The following is a 17,546-nucleotide window of genomic DNA, read 5'->3' as shown; positions in this document are numbered from 1 at the left end:
ATCTGCCGTAGCCGCCTGATCCGCGTCACTCTTACCCAACCTACCCCCAGCATCCCATGAAAGACACAGGCGACAACCTGGCCCATGCGCAAGTACGGCCTCCATCCGATCCGGAAACGATCCCGGCAACCGCAGCCGGTGCCGACCTGCCGCCGCCGGCCGCGCCGCGCAAGAAACGCCGTTCGCGCGTGTGGCCGATCTTCCTGCTGATCGTGCTGGCCCTGATTGCCGGCATCGCCTGGTTTGTCGTGCGCGAAGTGCGTACCTCGGCACTGCAGGCGGAATTTTTCAGCCGCCTGAGCCGCCAGCTGACCTACAAGGTCGAGCCTGGCCCCAGCCCCGCCGGCGCGATACGTTATCCGCAGCACGGACCCTATGACGAGCGGCTCGGTTACGCCAGCCTGCCCGACTTTATCGGCAAGCTCAATGCGCGCGACTATACCGTCACGGCGCAGGCGCGCATGTCGCCGAAGATGGTGGAACTGGCCGACATGGGCGTGTTCGCCACCTATCACGAAAAAAGCCGCGCCGGCCTGACCATTCTCGACTGGCGCGCCGCGCCGCTGTTTTCGGCCGTCTACCCCGAGCGCGCCTTCAATGGCTTTGCCGAAGCGCCGCCGGCGCTGGTGCAAAGCCTGCTGTTCATCGAGAACCGCGAATTGCTCGACCCGGGCACGCCCGAGCGCAATCCTGCCATCGAGTGGGATCGCCTGAGCAAGGCCGTGCTGGACAAGGGCCTGAACATGGTCGGCGGCCATCGCGGCGGCGGCGGCAGCACCCTGGCCACGCAGATCGAAAAATACCGCCATTCGGAAGACGGCCGCACCAGCTCCATGAAGGACAAGCTGTTCCAGATGCTGTCGGCCAGCCTGCGCTCGTACCAGGATGGCGAAAACACCATGGCCGTGCGGCGCAAGATCGTCGTCAATTACCTCAATACCGTGCCGCTGTCGGCAAAAAGCGGCTTTGGCGAAGTCAACGGCATCGGCGACGGCATGTGGGTCTGGTATGGCCGCAACTTCGACGAGGTCAAGCAGCAACTCAATCCCAAACTGGACCAGCCGGGCAGTGCGCTGGCCTACAAGCAGGCGCTGAGTCTCTTGATCGCGCAGCGCCGTCCCTCGCATTACCTGGTGGCTGGCGGCGCCGACCTCGAAGCGCTGACCAACAGCCACTTGCGCCTGCTGGCGCAAGCCGGCGTAATCACGCCGCAGCTGCGCGACGCCGCCATGGCCCAGCCATTGCGGCCGTCGACGGCGTCCGGCGTGCAGTCCGAAGCGGCCACCTCGTTCGTCACGCGCAAGGCCTCGAATGCCGTGCGCAATCACCTGGCCGGCATGCTGGGCGACCCGCGCCTGTACAACCTCGACCGTCTCGATTTGAAAGTGGTCAGCACGCTCGATGCGCAGGCGCAAAATGCGGTGACGAAAGTGCTGCGCGAATTGCGCGATCCGGCAGTGGCGAAAGCGGCCGGCCTGACCGGCAAGGGCATGCTGGGCAATGGCGACCCGGCCAATGTGGTGTACAGCTTTACCTTGCTGCAAAAAGGCGACCAGGCCAACCTGCTGCGCGTGCAGACCGATAACTTCGACCAGCCGCTCGACATCAACGAAGGCGCCAAGCTCGATCTCGGCTCCACCGCCAAGCTGCGCACGCTGGTCAGCTACCTCGACATCGTCGACCAGCTGCAGCAGCGCTACAGGGAATTGCCGGCGGCCGAACTGTCGAAAATCGCCGTCGATCCGAAGGACATGCTGACGCAGTGGGGGATCGCTTACCTGTCGTCAAAACCGTTGGGCGAAGCACGCAACCTGCCGGACATGCTGGCAGCGGCGATGGAGCGCAAGTACTCGGGCAACCCCGGCGAAGGTTTCTTCACGGGCGGCGGCCTGCATCACTTCGGCAATTTCTCCAAGCTTGACGACAGCCGCATCATGACGGTGCAGCATGCCTTGCAACAGTCGACCAACCTGGTGTTCGTGCGCCTGATGCGCGACGTGGCGCGCTATTACATGTTCTCGCGCCCCGATTCCTCGGCTTCCTTGCTGGCCGACGCGGACGATCCGCGCCGGGCCCAGTACCTGAGCCGTTTTGCCGACAAGGAAGGACGCGAATTCCTGCACCGCTTCTACCAGAAGTACCGCGGCAAGAGCGTCGACGAGCAGGAAAAAGTGTTGCTGGCCAGCATACGGCCGACACCGGTGCGCCTGGCCAATATCTACCGCACCATCAATCCGAAAGGCACGCGTGCCGAGTTCGCCGACTTCCTGAACGTCAACCTGCCGTCGCAGAACGAAGTGCCGCCCGAGCGCGTGGCGAAGATGTACGATCAGTATGCGATGGAAAACTGGTCTCTGGCCGACCGCGGCTACCTGGCCAATGTGCATCCGCTGGAATTGTGGATGGTGGCTTTCCTGCGCCAGAACGAGGGCGCGACCTTGTCGCAGATGGTGGCGGCCAGCGAAAAGCAGCGCCAGGAAGTGTACAAATGGCTGTTCAATACGCACCGCAAGCATGCCCAGGACCGCCGCATCGCCGACTTGCTGGAGGTTGAAGGCTTCCTGGAGATCCATCGCCAGTGGAAAAAGATGGGCTATCCCTTCGATTCCCTGGTGCCGTCGTTTGCCACCACCCTGGGCGCCTCGGCCGATCGTCCCGCTTCGCTGGCCGAATTGATGGGCATTATCATCAATGACGGCGTGCGCAAACCGAGCGTGCGCATCGACTCCATGCACTTTGCCGCCAACACGCCTTATGACACCATGGTCAAGCGCGCCGCCAATGTCAAGGCCGAGCAGGTGCTGTCGCCGGACGTGGCGCGCGCGGTGGCCAGGGCGATCCGCGCGGTGGGCTCGGACGGTACCGCCAAGCGCGCGAAAACCGCGTTTGTTGGCGCCGACGGCCTGCCGATCCCGGTCGGCGGCAAGACGGGGACCGGCGACCAGCGCTTCGACGTGTATGGCGCCGGTGGCCGCCTGATCGAGTCGCGCTATGTGAACCGCTCGGCCACGTTTGTCTTCAATATCGGCGAGCGTTTCTATGGCAGCATGACAGCCTATGTGCGCGGGCCGGAGTCGAAAAACTACGACTTCACCAGCGCCTTGCCGGTGCAGTTGCTCGTTTCGCTGGCGCCCAGCCTGATGCCGCTGATCGACCCGGACGCGCCGGTCCATGCAGTGGTCAAACCGCCGGTCGTACAGCCGGTGGCGCCGGCGGCCAAACCGCCGGTCAAGCAGCCAGCCAAGCAGGCGGAGAAACCGCCGGTCAAGCAGCCGGTCAAACAGGCGGAGAAACCGGCGGCCAAGCCGGTGGACAAGCAGGCGATCAAACAGGCGGAGAAACCGCCAGTCAAGCAGCCAGCCAAACAGGCGGAGAAACCGCCAGTCAAGCAGGCAGACAAGCCGCCGGTCAATCAGGCAGACAAACCTGAAGACAAACTGCCGGTCAAGCAGTCGTTCAATTAGCCCGCAAACGCCGCCGTCTTGTGCGCCAGGCGCGCATGGTAGGCGGCGATTGCCGGATAATCGGGATGCTGCAGCGGCGCCATCCGCCAGCGCTTGACGGACAGGCCCAGCACGATATCGGCCAAGGTGAAGCGCTCGCCGCATACGTATGCACCGGTGCGCTGCAACTGCTGTTCCAGGATACCCATCATGGCGTTCCAGCCGGCGATGCCGGCCGCCAGCAGCGCCGCATCCTGGTGCGCGGGGCTGTGCCGCACCAGCGACATGAAGGCATAGCGCCAGGAGTTGTTCAGCTCGCCCATCTGCCAGTCCATCCATTTTTCCACCTCGGCGCGCGCGCGTGGTGCCGCCGGCAGCAGGTCCTCGCGACTTTCCTTCGCACACAGATAGCGGCAGATGGCGTTCGATTCCCACAGCACCAGCTCGTCATCGACCAGCACCGGCACCATCGCGTTGGGATTGAGCGCCAGGAAGGCCGGCTCGCTGGTCGCCTTGAAGCCGCTGCCCCAGTCCTCGCGTTCATACGGCAGATTCAGTTCCTCGCAGGTCCACAATACTTTGCGGACATTGATCGATGCGGCTTTTCCCAGGATTTTCAACATGCATGGCTCCGTGTGAGTGGCAAGACTGCTAATGTAGCGCAGGCGAAAGCAGCTTGCATAGTTGCCCATTTCTTGGCAAGGTAGCCCCCCATGAAACCCATGCGCCACCATATGTCCAAAATCCTCGCGTTCAGCCGTTTTTCCGTACGCGACTTTCTCGCCACCGCCGGCCCCACCTTGTTGCTGATCGCGGCCGTCTGCGCGCTGGCCTACTGGCTGGTCGATCCGGCGCCGCCGCGCCAGGTCAGGCTGTCGACCGGACAGGACAACAGCGCCTACGAAGAGTTCGGCAAGCAGTACGCGGCCACCCTGGCCAAGCACGGCATCAAGGTCAGCTTGCAGCCCTCGCTGGGCTCGCAGGAAAACCTGCAGCGCCTGAACGCCGGCACGACCGACATCGCCTTCGTGCAAAGCGGCTCGACCGAACATGCGGACGCCGAGCGCCATGGCCTGATTTCCCTCGGCAGCCTGTTTACGGAACCGGTCTGGCTGTTCCTGCGCGAAGACAAGGCGGTCACCGAGCTGACGCAGCTTAAAGGGATGAAGATCAACCTGGGGCCGGAAGGCACGGGTGTGCCGGGCCTGTTTCGCCAGTTGCTGGCCGTCAATGGCGTCGAGCCGAACGAACTGACGGTGGGTGCGCTGCAAAACACGCCGGCCACGGTGGAACTGCTGGAAGGACGTATCGATGGGCTGGTGTTCAGCTCGGCGCCGGAAGCGCCGCTGATCCAGATGCTGTTGCAGACACCAGGCATCCGTCTGTTCGACTTTTCCCAGGCGGAAGCCTATACGCGGCGTTTGCCCTTCCTGACCCATGTGGTGCTGCCGCGCGGCATTGTCGACCTGGGGCGCAATATCCCGGCGCAGGACTATCATCTGATCGCGCCCACCGCTACGCTGGTGGCGCGCGAGGACCTGCATCCGGCGCTGGTGGACCTGTTCGTGCAGGCGGCAGCCAGCATCCATGGCGGCACCGGCTGGTTCCAGCAGCAGGGGCAGTTTCCGTCGGCGCGCTATACGGAAATTCCGGTGGCGCCGGAAGCGCTGAAATTCTACAAGGACGGCGCACCGGTGTTGCAGCGCTACATGAGCTTCTGGCTGGCCAATTTCTTCGACCGCATGTGGGTGCTGGTGGTGGCGCTCGGTGCGCTGATATTGCCGCTGTCGCGCGTGGTGCCGCCGCTGTATGTCTGGCGCATCCGCTCGCGCGTGTACCGCTGGTACGGGCAGTTGCGCACGGTGGAGCAGGCGCTGGAAGATGTGCCGGAAGCACGCCGCGCGCAGGTGTATGCGGAGCAATTGCAACGGCTCGACGAGATCGAGGAAATGGTCAACCAGATCTCGATACCGCTGTCGTTTGCCGATGGCTTGTATGGCCTGCGCAGCCATATCAATTTCGTGCGCAAGCGTATCCTGACCCTGATGGGCGAGCAGACGGTGGCGGCTATACCAGAGTAATCGACAGCTTGCGTCCGACCAGCGTGGCGGCCCGCTCCAGCGTGGACAGGGTCACGTCGCTGGTGGGGTCGAGCAAGCGGTCGAGCTGCGAACGGCTGGTCTGCAGCATGGCCGCCATGCGGGTTTTCGACAGCGATTGCTCCTGCATCGCCTGCGTCAATTGCCAGGCGATGACTTCCTTGATGGCCTGGGTCTGCGTCTGCTCGAAGATGCCTTCTTCTTTCAGGAAGTCGTCGAGGCTGCTGCCCAGATGGGGATGCGCGTGGTTCATCACAGTTCCTTCAATCGTTTGCGGGCCAGCGCCAGGTCGTCGTCGGGCGTGGTGCGGGTTTTCTTGATAAAGCCGTGCAGCGCCACCAGGCAGTCGCCATGCTGGCAGATCAATACACGGGCGATGCGGTTGCCGGACAGGCTGCTGCGAATTTCACACAATCCCTGGCCGAGGTGCCGGCACAGCGGCATGCCGACCGGCCAGCGCCACTGTGCATGCATCAGGTCTTGCCCGATCACATGGCGTTCAAGGGCGGGCAGGCTCTTGAGCCAGTCGCGCACCGGTTCGCCGCCGTTGCCGTTCGCATAGAACAGCAGGCTAATCTGCCGCAAGTGGGAAGCATCCATGACGCACCTCTACGTTGTACTATATAAGGTACTATTTCGCAAGGAGAATTTGCGCCGCTTTTGCAAACGGCCATGGATGGTTGTAACCGGTCTCAGGCCGGCGCGTGGCCTGTCATGTCAAACAGCGTGTGTCTTTATGCGCCCAGCCACGGCAGGCCGGCCTTGCACCAGCCGCCGATTTCCTTGCGGTGGCCATCGGCGTCCTTGTCGCCTTCAAAGCCTTCCAGGATGTCGTAGCTGTTGGGGTAGCCGTGTTCGGTGGCCAGCTTGGCCGCGTGGCGCGAGCGCACGCCTGAACGGCACAGGAACAGCAAGATGTCGTCCTGGCCGGCCTGGTTGGCCAGTTGCCGCACGAAGTCGGGATTGGGCACGCCGCCCGGATAGGTGGCCCACTGTACCGCGCCGTGCTGGGTGTCGGCGATATCGACCCGGCCGACCCAGTCGCGCTCGGCATTGGTGCGCACGTCGATCAGCTTGATGGCAGGGTCGAGCTGCAGCAGCTCATAGGCTTCCTGCGGCGTGACGGCGCCGGCATACGGTGTGCCCTCGTTGGCGCGGCTGCGGGCAATAGTCAGAATGTCGGCGGGGGTACTCATGACAGGCTCCAGGTAAGGGAATGGTGGAAATGATTATAGTGCGCCGGACGCGCACCGCAAACGACCCTGCGTACTGCACCAGAATCGGGCATTTTCAGATTTTTCGTTGTAAACGCTACAAATTGGTGCATTATTTGTTTTTCGCACTTGCATAGTGCATTTTTGATTTAGCGCAATACATGTCGATAAATTAACGTCGATCAAACTTTCACAGGGATAGCCATGGTTTGCCCGTGCCGGCCCTGGGGACTTAAAAGCTGGCATGGAATCTGCTATGATTCCTGTGAGTTTTGGTGGCACGCAATCTTTGCTTAGCATCATCAGCCCAGACGCATTCAGGTCGGCTCACCCCACATTCATTTAGGAGATACGCATGGCAATGACAGCCGCAGAAGTCTTGAAGATGGTAGAAGAGAACGAAGTCAAATTCGTTGATTTCCGCTTTGCCGACACCCGTGGTAAAGAGCAGCACGTAACGGTGCCCGTGTCGCACTTCGACATGGACAAATTCGAATCGGGCCACGCCTTTGACGGCTCCTCGATCGCTGGCTGGAAGGGCATTGAAGCGTCCGACATGATTTTGCTGCCGGATCCAAGCACCGCCAATATCGACCCGTTCATGGAAGAAACCACCCTGTTCATGCAGTGCGACGTGATCGAACCGTCGGATGGCAAGGGCTATGACCGCGACCCGCGCTCGATCGCGAAACGCGCCGAGGCCTACCTGAAATCGTCGGGCATGGGCGACACCGCCTACTTCGGCCCTGAGCCGGAATTCTTCATCTTCGACAGCGTGCGCTGGAAGATCGACATGTCGGGCTGCTTCGTCAAGATCGGTTCGGACGAAGGTTCGTGGTCGACCGGCAAGGACATCGAAGGCGGCAACAGCGGCCACCGTCCTACCGTCAAGGGCGGCTACTTCCCGGTGCCACCAGTGGACAGCTTCCAGGACATGCGTTCGGAAATGTGCCTGATTCTCGAATCGCTGGGCATCCCGGTCGAAGTGCACCACCATGAAGTCGCTGGCGCCGGCCAGAATGAAATCGGCACCAAGTTCTCGACCCTGGTCGAGCGCGCCGACTGGACGCAGAACCTGAAATACGTGGTCTGGAACGTGGCCCACAGCTACGGCAAGACCGCCACCTTCATGCCGAAACCTATCGTTGGCGACAACGGTTCGGGCATGCACGTGCACCAGTCCGTATGGAAAGATGGCAAGAACCTGTTCGCCGGCGACGGCTATGCCGGCCTGTCCGATTTCGCCCTGTACTACATCGGCGGCATCATCAAGCACGCCAAGGCACTGAACGCGATCACCAACCCGGGCACCAACTCGTACAAGCGCCTGGTACCAGGCTACGAAGCACCGGTGAAACTGGCGTACTCGGCGAAAAACCGTTCCGCTTCGATCCGTATTCCACACGTTGCCAATCCAAAAGGCCGCCGCGTGGAAGCACGTTTCCCGGATCCACTGGCCAACCCATACCTGTGCTTCGCCGCGTTGCTGATGGCCGGCCTGGACGGTGTTGCCAACAAGATCCATCCGGGCGAAGCCGCCTCGAAAGATCTGTACCATCTGCCGCCTGAGGAAGATGCACTGATCCCTACCGTCTGCGCTTCGCTGGAAGAAGCCCTGGATGCACTGGACAAGGACCGCGAGTTCCTGACCCGTGGCGGCGTGTTCAGCGATTCGATGATCGATGCCTACCTGGAACTGAAAATGCAGGACGTACAGCGCATGCGCATGACCACGCATCCTGCCGAGTTCGACATGTACTACTCGCTGTAATGGCGTGATGCCGGCAACACTGCCGGCAAGCAATCAAAACGCGGGGTGAGGCTTTCGGTCTTCCCCGCGTTTTTTCATGGGCACGCGGGCATGATGTTGTATAGTCGCCCGGTACCGTGAGAGCTGACAGGAGTGGAAAGTGAACAAGCATTACAGGATGGCGCTGGCGGCGGCCCTGCTGGGCGCCGCCGGCTTGGCGCATGGGCAATTGTATGTCTGCAGTGATGCCCAGGGCCATAAAACCTATACCGACAAGCGCGACAGCGCGGCCTGCAAGCTGCTCGATTTGCCCGGCGCCATGACGGAGCCGCCGCGCAGGAGCGCGCCGCTGGCCGCAGCAAACGCCAGGCCCTCCGCGCCGGCCGCCAATCCGGCTGCCGCCACTGGCGCGGGCAACTTTCCCCGCGTCGATGGCGCCGAACAACGCGCGCGCGACCTGGACCGGCGCCAGATCCTGCAGGACGAGCTGCGCAGCGAAGAGCAGAAGCTGGCCGCGCAACGCCAAGAGTTCAACCAGGGCCAGCCTGAACGCCAGGGCAACGAGCGCAACTATGCCAAGTACCAGGAACGGGTGGCCCAATTGAAAGACAACCTCGGCCGGACGCAGCAAAACGTCGAGGCCCTCAAACGTGAGATTGCGAATATCCGATGACCGAAGCCCATACCCCCCCGCGCCGTGCGCCGCACCTGGCCGGACTCGACCTGCTGGCCTCGGCCGTGATCGTGCTCGACATGGACGGGCGCATCAGCTACGCCAATGCGGCGGCGGAAAACCTGCTGGAAAGTTCCTTGAAGGCGCTGTCGCGGCAAAAGCTGACGGCGTTGTTCGTCAATCCCGAGGAGCTGGCCGGCATCTGCGCCCAGGCCCGCGAACACAAGTTTTCCGACCTGCGCCAGGACCTGAGCCTGGAGCGCCTGGGGCGCGACCCCTTGCGCGTGCACAGCATCATCAGCGCGCTGGACGGCCCCGAGGACAGCATCCTGATCGAGCTGCGCGAAAACGTGCAGCAACTCAAGCTGGACCGCGAAGAGCGCATCCTCGACCAGAGCCAGGTCAACAAGGAGCTGATCCGCAACCTGGCGCATGAAATCAAGAACCCGCTGGGCGGCATCCGCGGCGCGGCGCAGCTGCTCGAACTCGAATTGCCGGCGCTGCACCTGCTCGAATTGCGCGAATACACGCAGGTGATCATCAAGGAAGCGGACCGGCTGCAGACCCTGGTCGACCGCCTGCTGGCGCCGCACCGCCGGCCGCACATCGTCGGCGACGTGAATATCCACGAAGTGTGCGAGCGCGTGCGCAGCCTGATCCTGGCCGAGTTTCCCAGCGGCCTGACCATCTCGCGCGACTATGACGCCTCGATTCCCGAGTTCCGTGGCGACAAGGAGCAGCTGATCCAGACCGTGCTGAACATCGCCCATAACGCGGCGCAAGCCTTGTCCGAGCGGATCGAAGCGGGCGATGCGGAGCTGATTTTCAAGACCCGCGTGGCGCGCCAGGTGACGTTGGCCAAGGTCCGCTACGGCCTGGCATTAGACTTGCATATCATTGACAATGGACCGGGCATCGCACCCCAGATCCGTGACCGGATTTTCTACCCGCTGGTATCGGGACGGGAAGGCGGCAGCGGATTGGGACTGACCTTGGCACAGACCTTCGTGCAACAGCACCTGGGCGTGATCGAATGCGAAAGCCGGCCTGGATATACCGATTTCAGGATCGTTTTACCTTTGCCATAAGCGTGGGAAGCACCTGCCGTCGTATCCCACTCATGAAATCCATTGCGGGACGCACACACTAATGAAGCCAATCTGGATAGTTGACGACGACGAATCAATCCGCTGGGTGCTGGAAAAAGCCCTGGCCCGTGAAAACCTGGCCACCAAGAGCTTTGCCAATGCGCGCGACGCCATTGCCGCGCTCGAGTTCGACACGCCGCAAGTGCTGGTGTCCGACATCCGCATGCCGGGCGCGTCAGGGCTCGACCTGCTGCAAATGGTCAAGACGCGCTTTCCCGGATTGCCCGTCATTATCATTACCGCCTTTTCCGACCTCGATTCGGCCGTCGCGGCCTTCCAGGGCGGCGCCTTCGAATACCTGGCCAAGCCTTTCGATATCGACAAGGCCGTCGAACTGATACGCCGCGCGCTGGAAGAAAGCCTGCGCGAGACCAGCGTCGAGTCGGGGCCGTCGGAAACGCCGGAAATCCTCGGCCAGGCGCCGGCCATGCAGGAAGTGTTTCGCGCCATCGGCCGTTTGTCGCAATCGAACGTGACGGTGCTGATCACCGGCGAGTCCGGTTCCGGCAAGGAACTGGTGGCGCGCGCGCTGCACAAGCACAGCCCGCGCGCGGCCCAGCCGTTCATTGCCCTGAACACGGCGGCGATCCCGAAGGATTTGCTGGAATCGGAACTGTTCGGCCACGAACGGGGCGCGTTTACGGGCGCGCAGACGACACGGCGCGGCCGCTTCGAGCAGGCCGAGAACGGCACTCTGTTTTTGGACGAAATCGGGGACATGCCATTCGACCTGCAGACGCGCTTGCTGCGGGTGCTGTCGGACGGGCATTTCTACCGGGTCGGCGGCCATCAGCCGATGAAGGCCAATGTGCGCGTGATTACCGCCACGCACCAGAACCTCGAGCAGCGCGTGCGCGACGGCCTGTTCCGCGAAGACTTGTATCACCGCCTGAACGTGATCCGCCTGCGCCTGCCCAGTTTGAGGGAGCGGCGCGAAGATATCCCCATTCTGGTGCGCCACTTCCTGGTGCAGAGCGCGCGCCAGCTGGGCGTGGAAGCGAAGCGCATGAGCGAGCCGACCATGCAGTTCCTCAGCAGTCTCGACTTGCCCGGCAACGTGCGCCAGCTGGAAAACCTGTGCAACTGGATCACCGTGATGGCGCCGGGCCAGACGGTGGAAATCAAGGACCTGCCGCTGGAGCTGACGCAAGGGCAGGGCGAGTCGACCGGCATGATCAACCCGCCGGCGCCGCTGCAATCGCACGGCGAGCCGCAGGCCGCCAGCGCGCCGCATGGCGGCCAGGTCTTCGACGCCGCGGCACCGGTCAATGGCGCGCCACCAGGCTGGATCGGCTTGCTGGAACTGCAGGCGGCCGGCATGCTGGGGGCAGGGCAGCAGGAAGTGATGGCGGTGCTGGGGCGCCAGTTCGAGTCGGCCCTGATCAAGACGGCGCTCAAGCATACGCATGGGCGCAAGAACGACGCCGCCGTGCGCCTGGGCATCGGCCGCAACACCATCACCCGCAAGATCTCGGAACTGGGCATCGACGGCGCCAAGGAAGACTGACCTCGGTACATCGGGCGCGGCCTTCCGCCGCGTCCGCTTTCCCTCCCCCCTCGGCGACTTTGCACGCCACACCCCACAAATCAGGCGAACGATAGGGTAAGCTGGCGCCTGCCGGACTGTGTCGTCCGGCGTCAACTTGAACTGTGGAATTGTATGCTGATTAACTGTGTGGCCTACCAGGATGGCAAGAAACTGGCCGACTTGCCGATCGACGATATCAGCGATTACGTGGAACGTCCCGATTGCTTCGTGTGGGTCGCGCTGCTCGACGCCACGCCCGACGAACTGAAGCAGATGCAGCACGAATTCTGCCTGCACGAACTGGCGGTGGAAGACGCGCAGCGCGGCCACCAGCGCCCGAAGATCGAGGAATATGGCGATTCGCTGTTTGCGGTCGTCAAAACCGTGGAAATGGTCGGCGACGAGCTGGTGCTGGGCGAAGTCGATATCTTTGTTGGCGCCAATTACGTGCTGTCGTCGCGCAGCAACAGCTCGCAGGGTTTCCTCGGCGTGCGCGCGCGCGCCGAGCGCGAACCGCACCTGCTGCGCCAGGGCTCGGCCTTCGTGCTGTATGCACTGATGGATGCGGTGGTCGACCGTTACTTTCCGGTGCTCGATGCGCTCGAATCGGAGCTGGAGGCGATCGAAGACCGCATGTTCGATTCCGGCACCGAACGAGTCAATATCGAACGGCTGTACCAGTTGAAACGCAAGGTGATGGTGCTGCGTCATGTGGTGGCGCCGCTGATGGAGGCGGTCGGCAAGCTGCACGGCGGCAGGGTGCCGCCGCTGGCGCATGACACGCAGGAATATTTCCGCGACGTGCATGACCACCTGGCGCGCATCAACGGCACGCTCGACTCGATCCGCGACACCATCAGCACGGCGATTCAGGTGAACCTGTCGATGGTGGCCATCGACGAGAGCGAAGTGAACAAGCAGCTGGCGGCCTGGGCGGCCATCTTTGCCGTGTTTACCGCCTTTGCCGGCATCTGGGGCATGAACTTCAAATACATGCCGGAACTGGACTGGCACTATGGCTATCCGGCCGCCGTGGCCGTGATGTGCGGCGCCTGCGGCTATATGTATTACCTGTTCAAGCGCTCCGGCTGGCTATAAAAATTTCCGGCGATCTGTATTATTCGATAATTTCCGGAGGTACAATCAGCGAGGGTCCGCCTTCGCTGGCCCGCGAGGAGGAGTCGCTTGCCGGGCTGTGCAGGAGCATGCATGAGTATTCCGCTGTTTGATGTCAATTCGCAAGAACCCCTGTTTGACCAGGCGCAGCGGCGCACCCTGGCCGAAGCGGCGCTGCGCTCGATTACCGCTTCGACGGCGCATGCGCGCGGCGACGATTTCCTGCGCATCCTGGTGCGCGAGCTGGCCGAAGCGCTCGATGTGCGCTATGTGATCGCCGGCCGCCTGATCCGGCAGGAAGATGGCGGCGAAGCCATCCGCACCCTGGCGCTGTGGGGCGGCGATGGCTACCAGGACAATATCGAATACAGCCTGCGGCACACGCCTTGCCAGGACGTGACCTGCCAGGACATGTGTTTTCACGGCAACGGCATCCAGCGCCGCTTTCCGCTCGATACCATGCTGGTCGACATGGGCGCCGAGAGCTATGTCGGCATGCCTCTGATCGACACGGAAGGACGCACGCTGGGCATCCTGTCGGCCATCGACACGCGGCCCATCGATGAAGACAAGCGGCTGCTGGCCCTGCTGCTGCTGTCGATTTTTTCGGCCCGTGGCGCGGCCGAGCTGCAGCACCAGGAACGCACACGCCAGCTGGAAGACATCGTGCGCCAGCGTACGGACTCGCTGATGGCGGCCCAGGCCAGCCTGCTGGAGCAGGAACAGATGGCGGCGCTCGGTTCGCTGGTGGCCGGCGTCTCGCACGAAGTCAATACACCGATCGGCGTGGCGCTGACGGCGGCGTCGAGCATGGGCAGCTATGCCGATCAGCTGGTGTGCATGCTGTCGGCGCCGAAGGTCAGCCGTACCGAGCTGATCGACATCGCCCAGGCCCTGACGGGCGCCGCCGCGCTGGTCGAACGCAACCTGACGCGGGCGGCCGAACTGATCGGCAATTTCAAGCAACTGGCGGTGGACCAGGCCAGCGAATATGTGGCCGACCTGGTGCTGTACGACTATGTGCATGGCCTGGTGTCGGCGCACAGTCCCGAGCTGCGCAAATCGGCTTTGCGGGTACAACTCGACATCGACCCCGCCTGCCGGGTGCGCCTGGCGTCCGGAAAATTGTCGCAAATCCTGTCGAACCTGCTGATGAACAGCGCCCGCCACGGTTATCCGCACGGCGGTCCGGGCCAGATTACCATCCGCGCCGGTGTCGAAGCGGAGGGTGTCAGGCAGTGGCTGTCGCTGGAATTTTGCGATGACGGCATCGGCCTGGCGCCCGCCGTGCGCGAGCACATGTTCGAACCATTCTTCACCACCAAGCGCGGCCAGGGCGGCTCTGGCCTGGGCATGCATATCGTGCATACCATCGTGCAGCAGCTGGGCGGCCAGGTGCGCGCCATCGACCGCGCCAGCGGCTGCCACATTCATGTCAGGCTGCCGTTGGCAGCCTGACGGCCGGCTTTATTTGGCGGCCGCGATGGACAGCGCCACCGCTTCGGCCACCTTGATGCCATCGACGGCTGCCGACAGGATGCCGCCGGCATAGCCGGCGCCTTCGCCGGCCGGGAACAGGCCGCGCGTGTTCAGGCTTTGCAGGTCGTCGTCGCGGCGCTTGATGCGGATCGGCGACGAGGTGCGCGTTTCCACCCCGGTCAGCACGGCGTCGGCCTTGTAATAGCCCTTGATCTGCTTGTTAAAGGCGGGAAACGCTTCGCGCAAGGCCGTGATCGCATACTCGGGCAGGGCGCTGGCCAGGTCAGTCAGGTGCACGGCCGGCTTGTACGACGGCACCACGCTGCCGAACTCGGTCGAGGCGCGGCCGGCCACGAAGTCGCCCACCAGCTGGCCCGGCGCATCGTAGTTGCCGCCGCCCAAGGCAAACGCGCGTTCTTCCAGCTCGCGCTGCAGCGCGATGCCGGCCAGCGGGTCGCCGGGATAGTCGGCGGGCGTAATGCCGACCACGATGGCGCTGTTGGCGTTGCGCTCGTTGCGCGAATACTGGCTCATGCCGTTGGTCACCAGGCGGCCCGGCTCCGAGGCCGCCGCCACCACCGTGCCGCCTGGGCACATGCAGAAGCTGTACACCGAGCGGCCATTGCTGGCGTGATGCACCAGCTTGTAGTCGGCCGCGCCCAGGATCGGGTGGCCGGCGCTGGGACCGAAGCGGCAGCTGTCGATCAGCGACTGCGGGTGCTCGACGCGGAAACCGATCGAAAACGGTTTTGCCTCGATATACACGCCGCGCCGGTGCAGCATTTCAAACGTGTCGCGCGCGCTGTGGCCGATCGCCAGCGCCACGTGGTTGCTGGCAATGGTCTCGCCACTGGCCAGCACCACGCCGCGTACCTGGCCGCCGTCCGGACCCGGCACGATATCGATATCGACCACCTTGCTTCCAAAACGGTATTCGCCACCCAGGCGCTCGATTTCGGCGCGCATCTCTTCCACCATCTTGACCAGGCGGAAGGTGCCGATATGCGGCTTGCTCACATACATGATCTCTTCGGGCGCGCCGGCCTTGACGAATTCCGTCAGCACCTTGCGGCCATAATGTTTCGGATCCTTGATCTGGCTGTACAGCTTGCCGTCCGAAAAGGTGCCGGCGCCGCCCTCGCCGAACTGCACGTTCGATTCCGGGTTCAGTTCGCGCTTGCGCCAGAAACCAAACGTGTCCACGGTGCGTTCGCGCACCTGCTTGCCGCGCTCGAGAATCAGCGGGCGCAAGCCCATCTGCGCCAGGATCAGCGCCACGAACAGGCCGCACGGGCCGGTGCCGATCACGATCGGGCGCGGTTCGCTGGTGTGGCCGGCCAGCTGCTGGCCGCCGGCGACGAATTTGTAGTCGGTGTCGGGCGCCGGCATCAGGTGGATGTCATGCGCCAGGCGCGCCAGGACAAACGCTTCATCGCGTACTTCCACATGCAGCGAATAGATCAGCACCACGGCGCTGCGCTTGCGGGCGTCATAGCTGCGCTTGAAGACGGTGTAGCCGATCAGGTCGGCTGCCGGAATGTCCAGGCGCGCCAGGATGGCGGCGGGCAGGGCCGCGTCGTCGTGTTCGAGGGGGAGTTTTACTTCGTTGAGTCGCAACATGGTATGCATTCCAGAGTAAGGGGGCTATCTAGGCCCCATGGTTAAAGCGCGTCCTGCTGACGTATCGCATTCGTCAACCAACGACAACCGTCTATTTTACCTGTACTGTCAATGCCGCAGGTTGACAGCTTGCCGCAGGATGATGGATGAGCCAGCGTGGCGCTGCCCTGCAGTTTTTTTGCGACAGCGAGCGTTACCATTTATAAATTTCGCCGAAGAAATATTGTCATCGACCGCCGTGACATGAGGGAAGTGAGAAAGTGTGTGTTTTGGGCAAAATTTATAAATTGCAAAAAATAAATTTGTGTCTTAGGATCGGTGACGAAGCATCTGTCTGATGGACAAAAATGGCGATCGCTTCTGGCTGCTGACTAGAGTTTGATCATAATTTTTACGGGGAAACGACATGAGAAAAATAACGGTAATGTTGATGCTATTGGGCGCTTTTGGAGCAGCAAGTGCAGATGAATTAAGTGATGCGCAAAGGCTATGGGAAAACAAGGAGTTTTACAAATCTTTTCAGATATTTACCAAATTAGCGGAATCCGGCAATGTTAATGCTCAGGTTCAGCTCGGTGAAATGTACGGATTCGGTGAAGGCACGCAAGAGGATATCACCAAGGCGGCCTACTGGCTTCAGCAAGCCGTTGCAAAGGGGCATCCAGAGGCGGCTGAGTCATTGTCTCTGGTGCAAGAGCGTCAGAAGCATCGGTCGGATATCGCTTACTACGTCAACAGCTTTGATGGCGGCAATGCTGTCTATGCCAAATTCAACTGCGCGCGTCCGCAAATTCCTGCGCGCTCCACCACCAATGAAGAAGTTGCCGAGGTTAATTCAGGTATTAATGCCTGGACAGAGTGTTACGGTCGTTATATTGTCAATTTCCGCAATGTCATAACTCCGGAGAAAACAATCAGGCCTGAAATACTCCGATTAATGAATAACGATGAATTCAATCGGGCGACATTATTGATTGGAAAAGTCTATGCGGGAATGGCGGCGGAAACTGATGAACTGGCGCGCGGCGTAGAAGGAGAAAGTATCGCCTGGAAAAATGCCACGGAAGATTTTGCAAGAAAGAATAATCAGAAATTAGCCTTAGAAAAAATCAACTCTGATAATGAAATCAGGGTATTGAAAATGACCAGGCGAGCCTTGGAAGATAGCATGTCGAGTGCCGCAATTATCAAGCCGCGCTAACGGCATAATAATTTTTTGTTGGATTAATGCCTCCAGACGGAAGCATGAGAGTAGTCAAATGTTGTATAAATGCGACACCATCCTCTCTGCTTCCGTGTCTGCTTTCTCTCTGCATGGCCTCGCCGGCGCCCTCTGACTCCCAGCTTCGAACTTTCCTCCCGCGCTCTGGCATGACGGAAATGTTGCATTGCTCATCGAGGATATTTCTAACGATCAGCAGTCATGCTCCCTATTGTGGTGCGCCCTATTTGCATCGGTTAGTTTCTGGATATCCT

14 protein-coding genes are annotated in these 17,546 nt (G+C 61.8%); 9 read left to right on the top strand and 5 right to left on the bottom strand.

Features of this window, described 5'->3' with window-relative positions; genetic code table 11:
* Positions 1-56 precede the first annotated feature (56 nt).
* Positions 57-3,464 carry a transglycosylase domain-containing protein gene (locus tag Q8L25_RS29895; protein ID WP_308922849.1) on the top strand — a complete coding sequence of 1,136 codons (3,408 nt, stop codon included), beginning with the start codon at positions 57-59 and terminating at the stop codon, positions 3,462-3,464.
* Here Q8L25_RS29895 and Q8L25_RS29890 read toward each other — a convergent pair.
* A complete protein-coding gene (locus Q8L25_RS29890) occupies positions 3,461-4,066 on the bottom strand; it encodes a glutathione S-transferase N-terminal domain-containing protein (RefSeq protein ID WP_308922848.1) in 606 nt (201 codons plus the stop codon). The two genes, Q8L25_RS29895 and Q8L25_RS29890, sit on opposite strands and share 4 nt — an antisense overlap.
* A gap of 111 nt (positions 4,067-4,177) precedes the next feature.
* Between Q8L25_RS29890 and Q8L25_RS29885 the strand changes: the two genes are divergently transcribed.
* Complete coding sequence (locus Q8L25_RS29885) at positions 4,178-5,524, top strand: TAXI family TRAP transporter solute-binding subunit (RefSeq protein ID WP_308922847.1); 1,347 nt, start codon at positions 4,178-4,180, stop codon at positions 5,522-5,524.
* On the opposite strand, the gene Q8L25_RS29880 is transcribed toward Q8L25_RS29885, so the two are convergent.
* The 3 genes from Q8L25_RS29880 to Q8L25_RS29870 all read right to left on the bottom strand — a co-directional run bounded on the left by Q8L25_RS29880 (position 5,511) and on the right by Q8L25_RS29870 (position 6,738).
* Positions 5,511-5,795 carry a Fis family transcriptional regulator gene (locus tag Q8L25_RS29880; protein ID WP_308922846.1) on the bottom strand — a complete coding sequence of 95 codons (285 nt, stop codon included), beginning with the start codon at positions 5,793-5,795 and terminating at the stop codon, positions 5,511-5,513. The two genes, Q8L25_RS29885 and Q8L25_RS29880, sit on opposite strands and share 14 nt — an antisense overlap.
* The gene (locus Q8L25_RS29875; protein WP_308922845.1) at positions 5,795-6,142 is read right to left on the bottom strand and encodes a type II toxin-antitoxin system RelE/ParE family toxin; all 348 of its coding nucleotides are present in this window, start codon (positions 6,140-6,142) and stop codon (positions 5,795-5,797) included. The genes Q8L25_RS29880 and Q8L25_RS29875 overlap by 1 nt, the downstream gene beginning before the upstream one ends.
* A 134-nt stretch (positions 6,143-6,276) precedes the next feature.
* Positions 6,277-6,738 carry a rhodanese-like domain-containing protein gene (locus Q8L25_RS29870; RefSeq protein WP_308922844.1) on the bottom strand — a complete coding sequence of 154 codons (462 nt, stop codon included), beginning with the start codon at positions 6,736-6,738 and terminating at the stop codon, positions 6,277-6,279.
* A gap of 373 nt (positions 6,739-7,111) precedes the next feature.
* On the opposite strand from Q8L25_RS29870, the gene glnA reads away from it, so the two are divergent.
* The 6 genes from glnA to Q8L25_RS29840 all read left to right on the top strand — a co-directional run bounded on the left by glnA (position 7,112) and on the right by Q8L25_RS29840 (position 14,429).
* On the top strand, positions 7,112-8,527 hold the full coding sequence (gene glnA, locus Q8L25_RS29865; protein ID WP_065307351.1) for a type I glutamate--ammonia ligase: 1,416 nt from the start codon (positions 7,112-7,114) through the stop codon (positions 8,525-8,527).
* 139 nt (positions 8,528-8,666) lie between these two features.
* A complete protein-coding gene (locus tag Q8L25_RS29860; protein WP_308922843.1) occupies positions 8,667-9,179 on the top strand; it encodes a DUF4124 domain-containing protein in 513 nt (170 codons plus the stop codon).
* Complete coding sequence (glnL, locus tag Q8L25_RS29855; RefSeq protein WP_308922842.1) at positions 9,176-10,267, top strand: nitrogen regulation protein NR(II); 1,092 nt, start codon at positions 9,176-9,178, stop codon at positions 10,265-10,267. The genes Q8L25_RS29860 and glnL overlap by 4 nt, the downstream gene beginning before the upstream one ends.
* 61 nt (positions 10,268-10,328) lie before the next feature.
* Positions 10,329-11,834 carry a nitrogen regulation protein NR(I) gene (ntrC, locus tag Q8L25_RS29850; protein WP_308922841.1) on the top strand — a complete coding sequence of 502 codons (1,506 nt, stop codon included), beginning with the start codon at positions 10,329-10,331 and terminating at the stop codon, positions 11,832-11,834.
* Between the two features lie 153 nt (positions 11,835-11,987).
* Positions 11,988-12,953 carry a magnesium/cobalt transporter CorA gene (corA, locus tag Q8L25_RS29845; RefSeq protein WP_308922840.1) on the top strand — a complete coding sequence of 322 codons (966 nt, stop codon included), beginning with the start codon at positions 11,988-11,990 and terminating at the stop codon, positions 12,951-12,953.
* A gap of 111 nt (positions 12,954-13,064) precedes the next feature.
* Positions 13,065-14,429 carry a GAF domain-containing sensor histidine kinase gene (locus Q8L25_RS29840; RefSeq protein ID WP_308922839.1) on the top strand — a complete coding sequence of 455 codons (1,365 nt, stop codon included), beginning with the start codon at positions 13,065-13,067 and terminating at the stop codon, positions 14,427-14,429.
* Positions 14,430-14,438: 9 nt separating this feature from the next.
* On the opposite strand, the gene Q8L25_RS29835 is transcribed toward Q8L25_RS29840, so the two are convergent.
* Positions 14,439-16,070, bottom strand: a complete 1,632-nt coding sequence (locus tag Q8L25_RS29835) for an NAD(P)/FAD-dependent oxidoreductase (RefSeq protein WP_308922838.1) — start codon at positions 16,068-16,070, stop codon at positions 14,439-14,441.
* A gap of 406 nt (positions 16,071-16,476) precedes the next feature.
* On the opposite strand from Q8L25_RS29835, the gene Q8L25_RS29830 reads away from it, so the two are divergent.
* On the top strand, positions 16,477-17,271 hold the full coding sequence (locus Q8L25_RS29830) for a hypothetical protein (protein ID WP_308922837.1): 795 nt from the start codon (positions 16,477-16,479) through the stop codon (positions 17,269-17,271).
* Positions 17,272-17,546: the final 275 nt, after the last annotated feature.

Origin of the sequence: Janthinobacterium sp. J1-1 (assembly GCF_030944405.1) — a bacterium.
In the GTDB taxonomy this organism is placed as follows: domain Bacteria; phylum Pseudomonadota; class Gammaproteobacteria; order Burkholderiales; family Burkholderiaceae_D; genus Janthinobacterium.
Note: the sequence above shows the minus strand (reverse complement) of the source record. Positions and strands in the feature narration are given on the sequence as shown.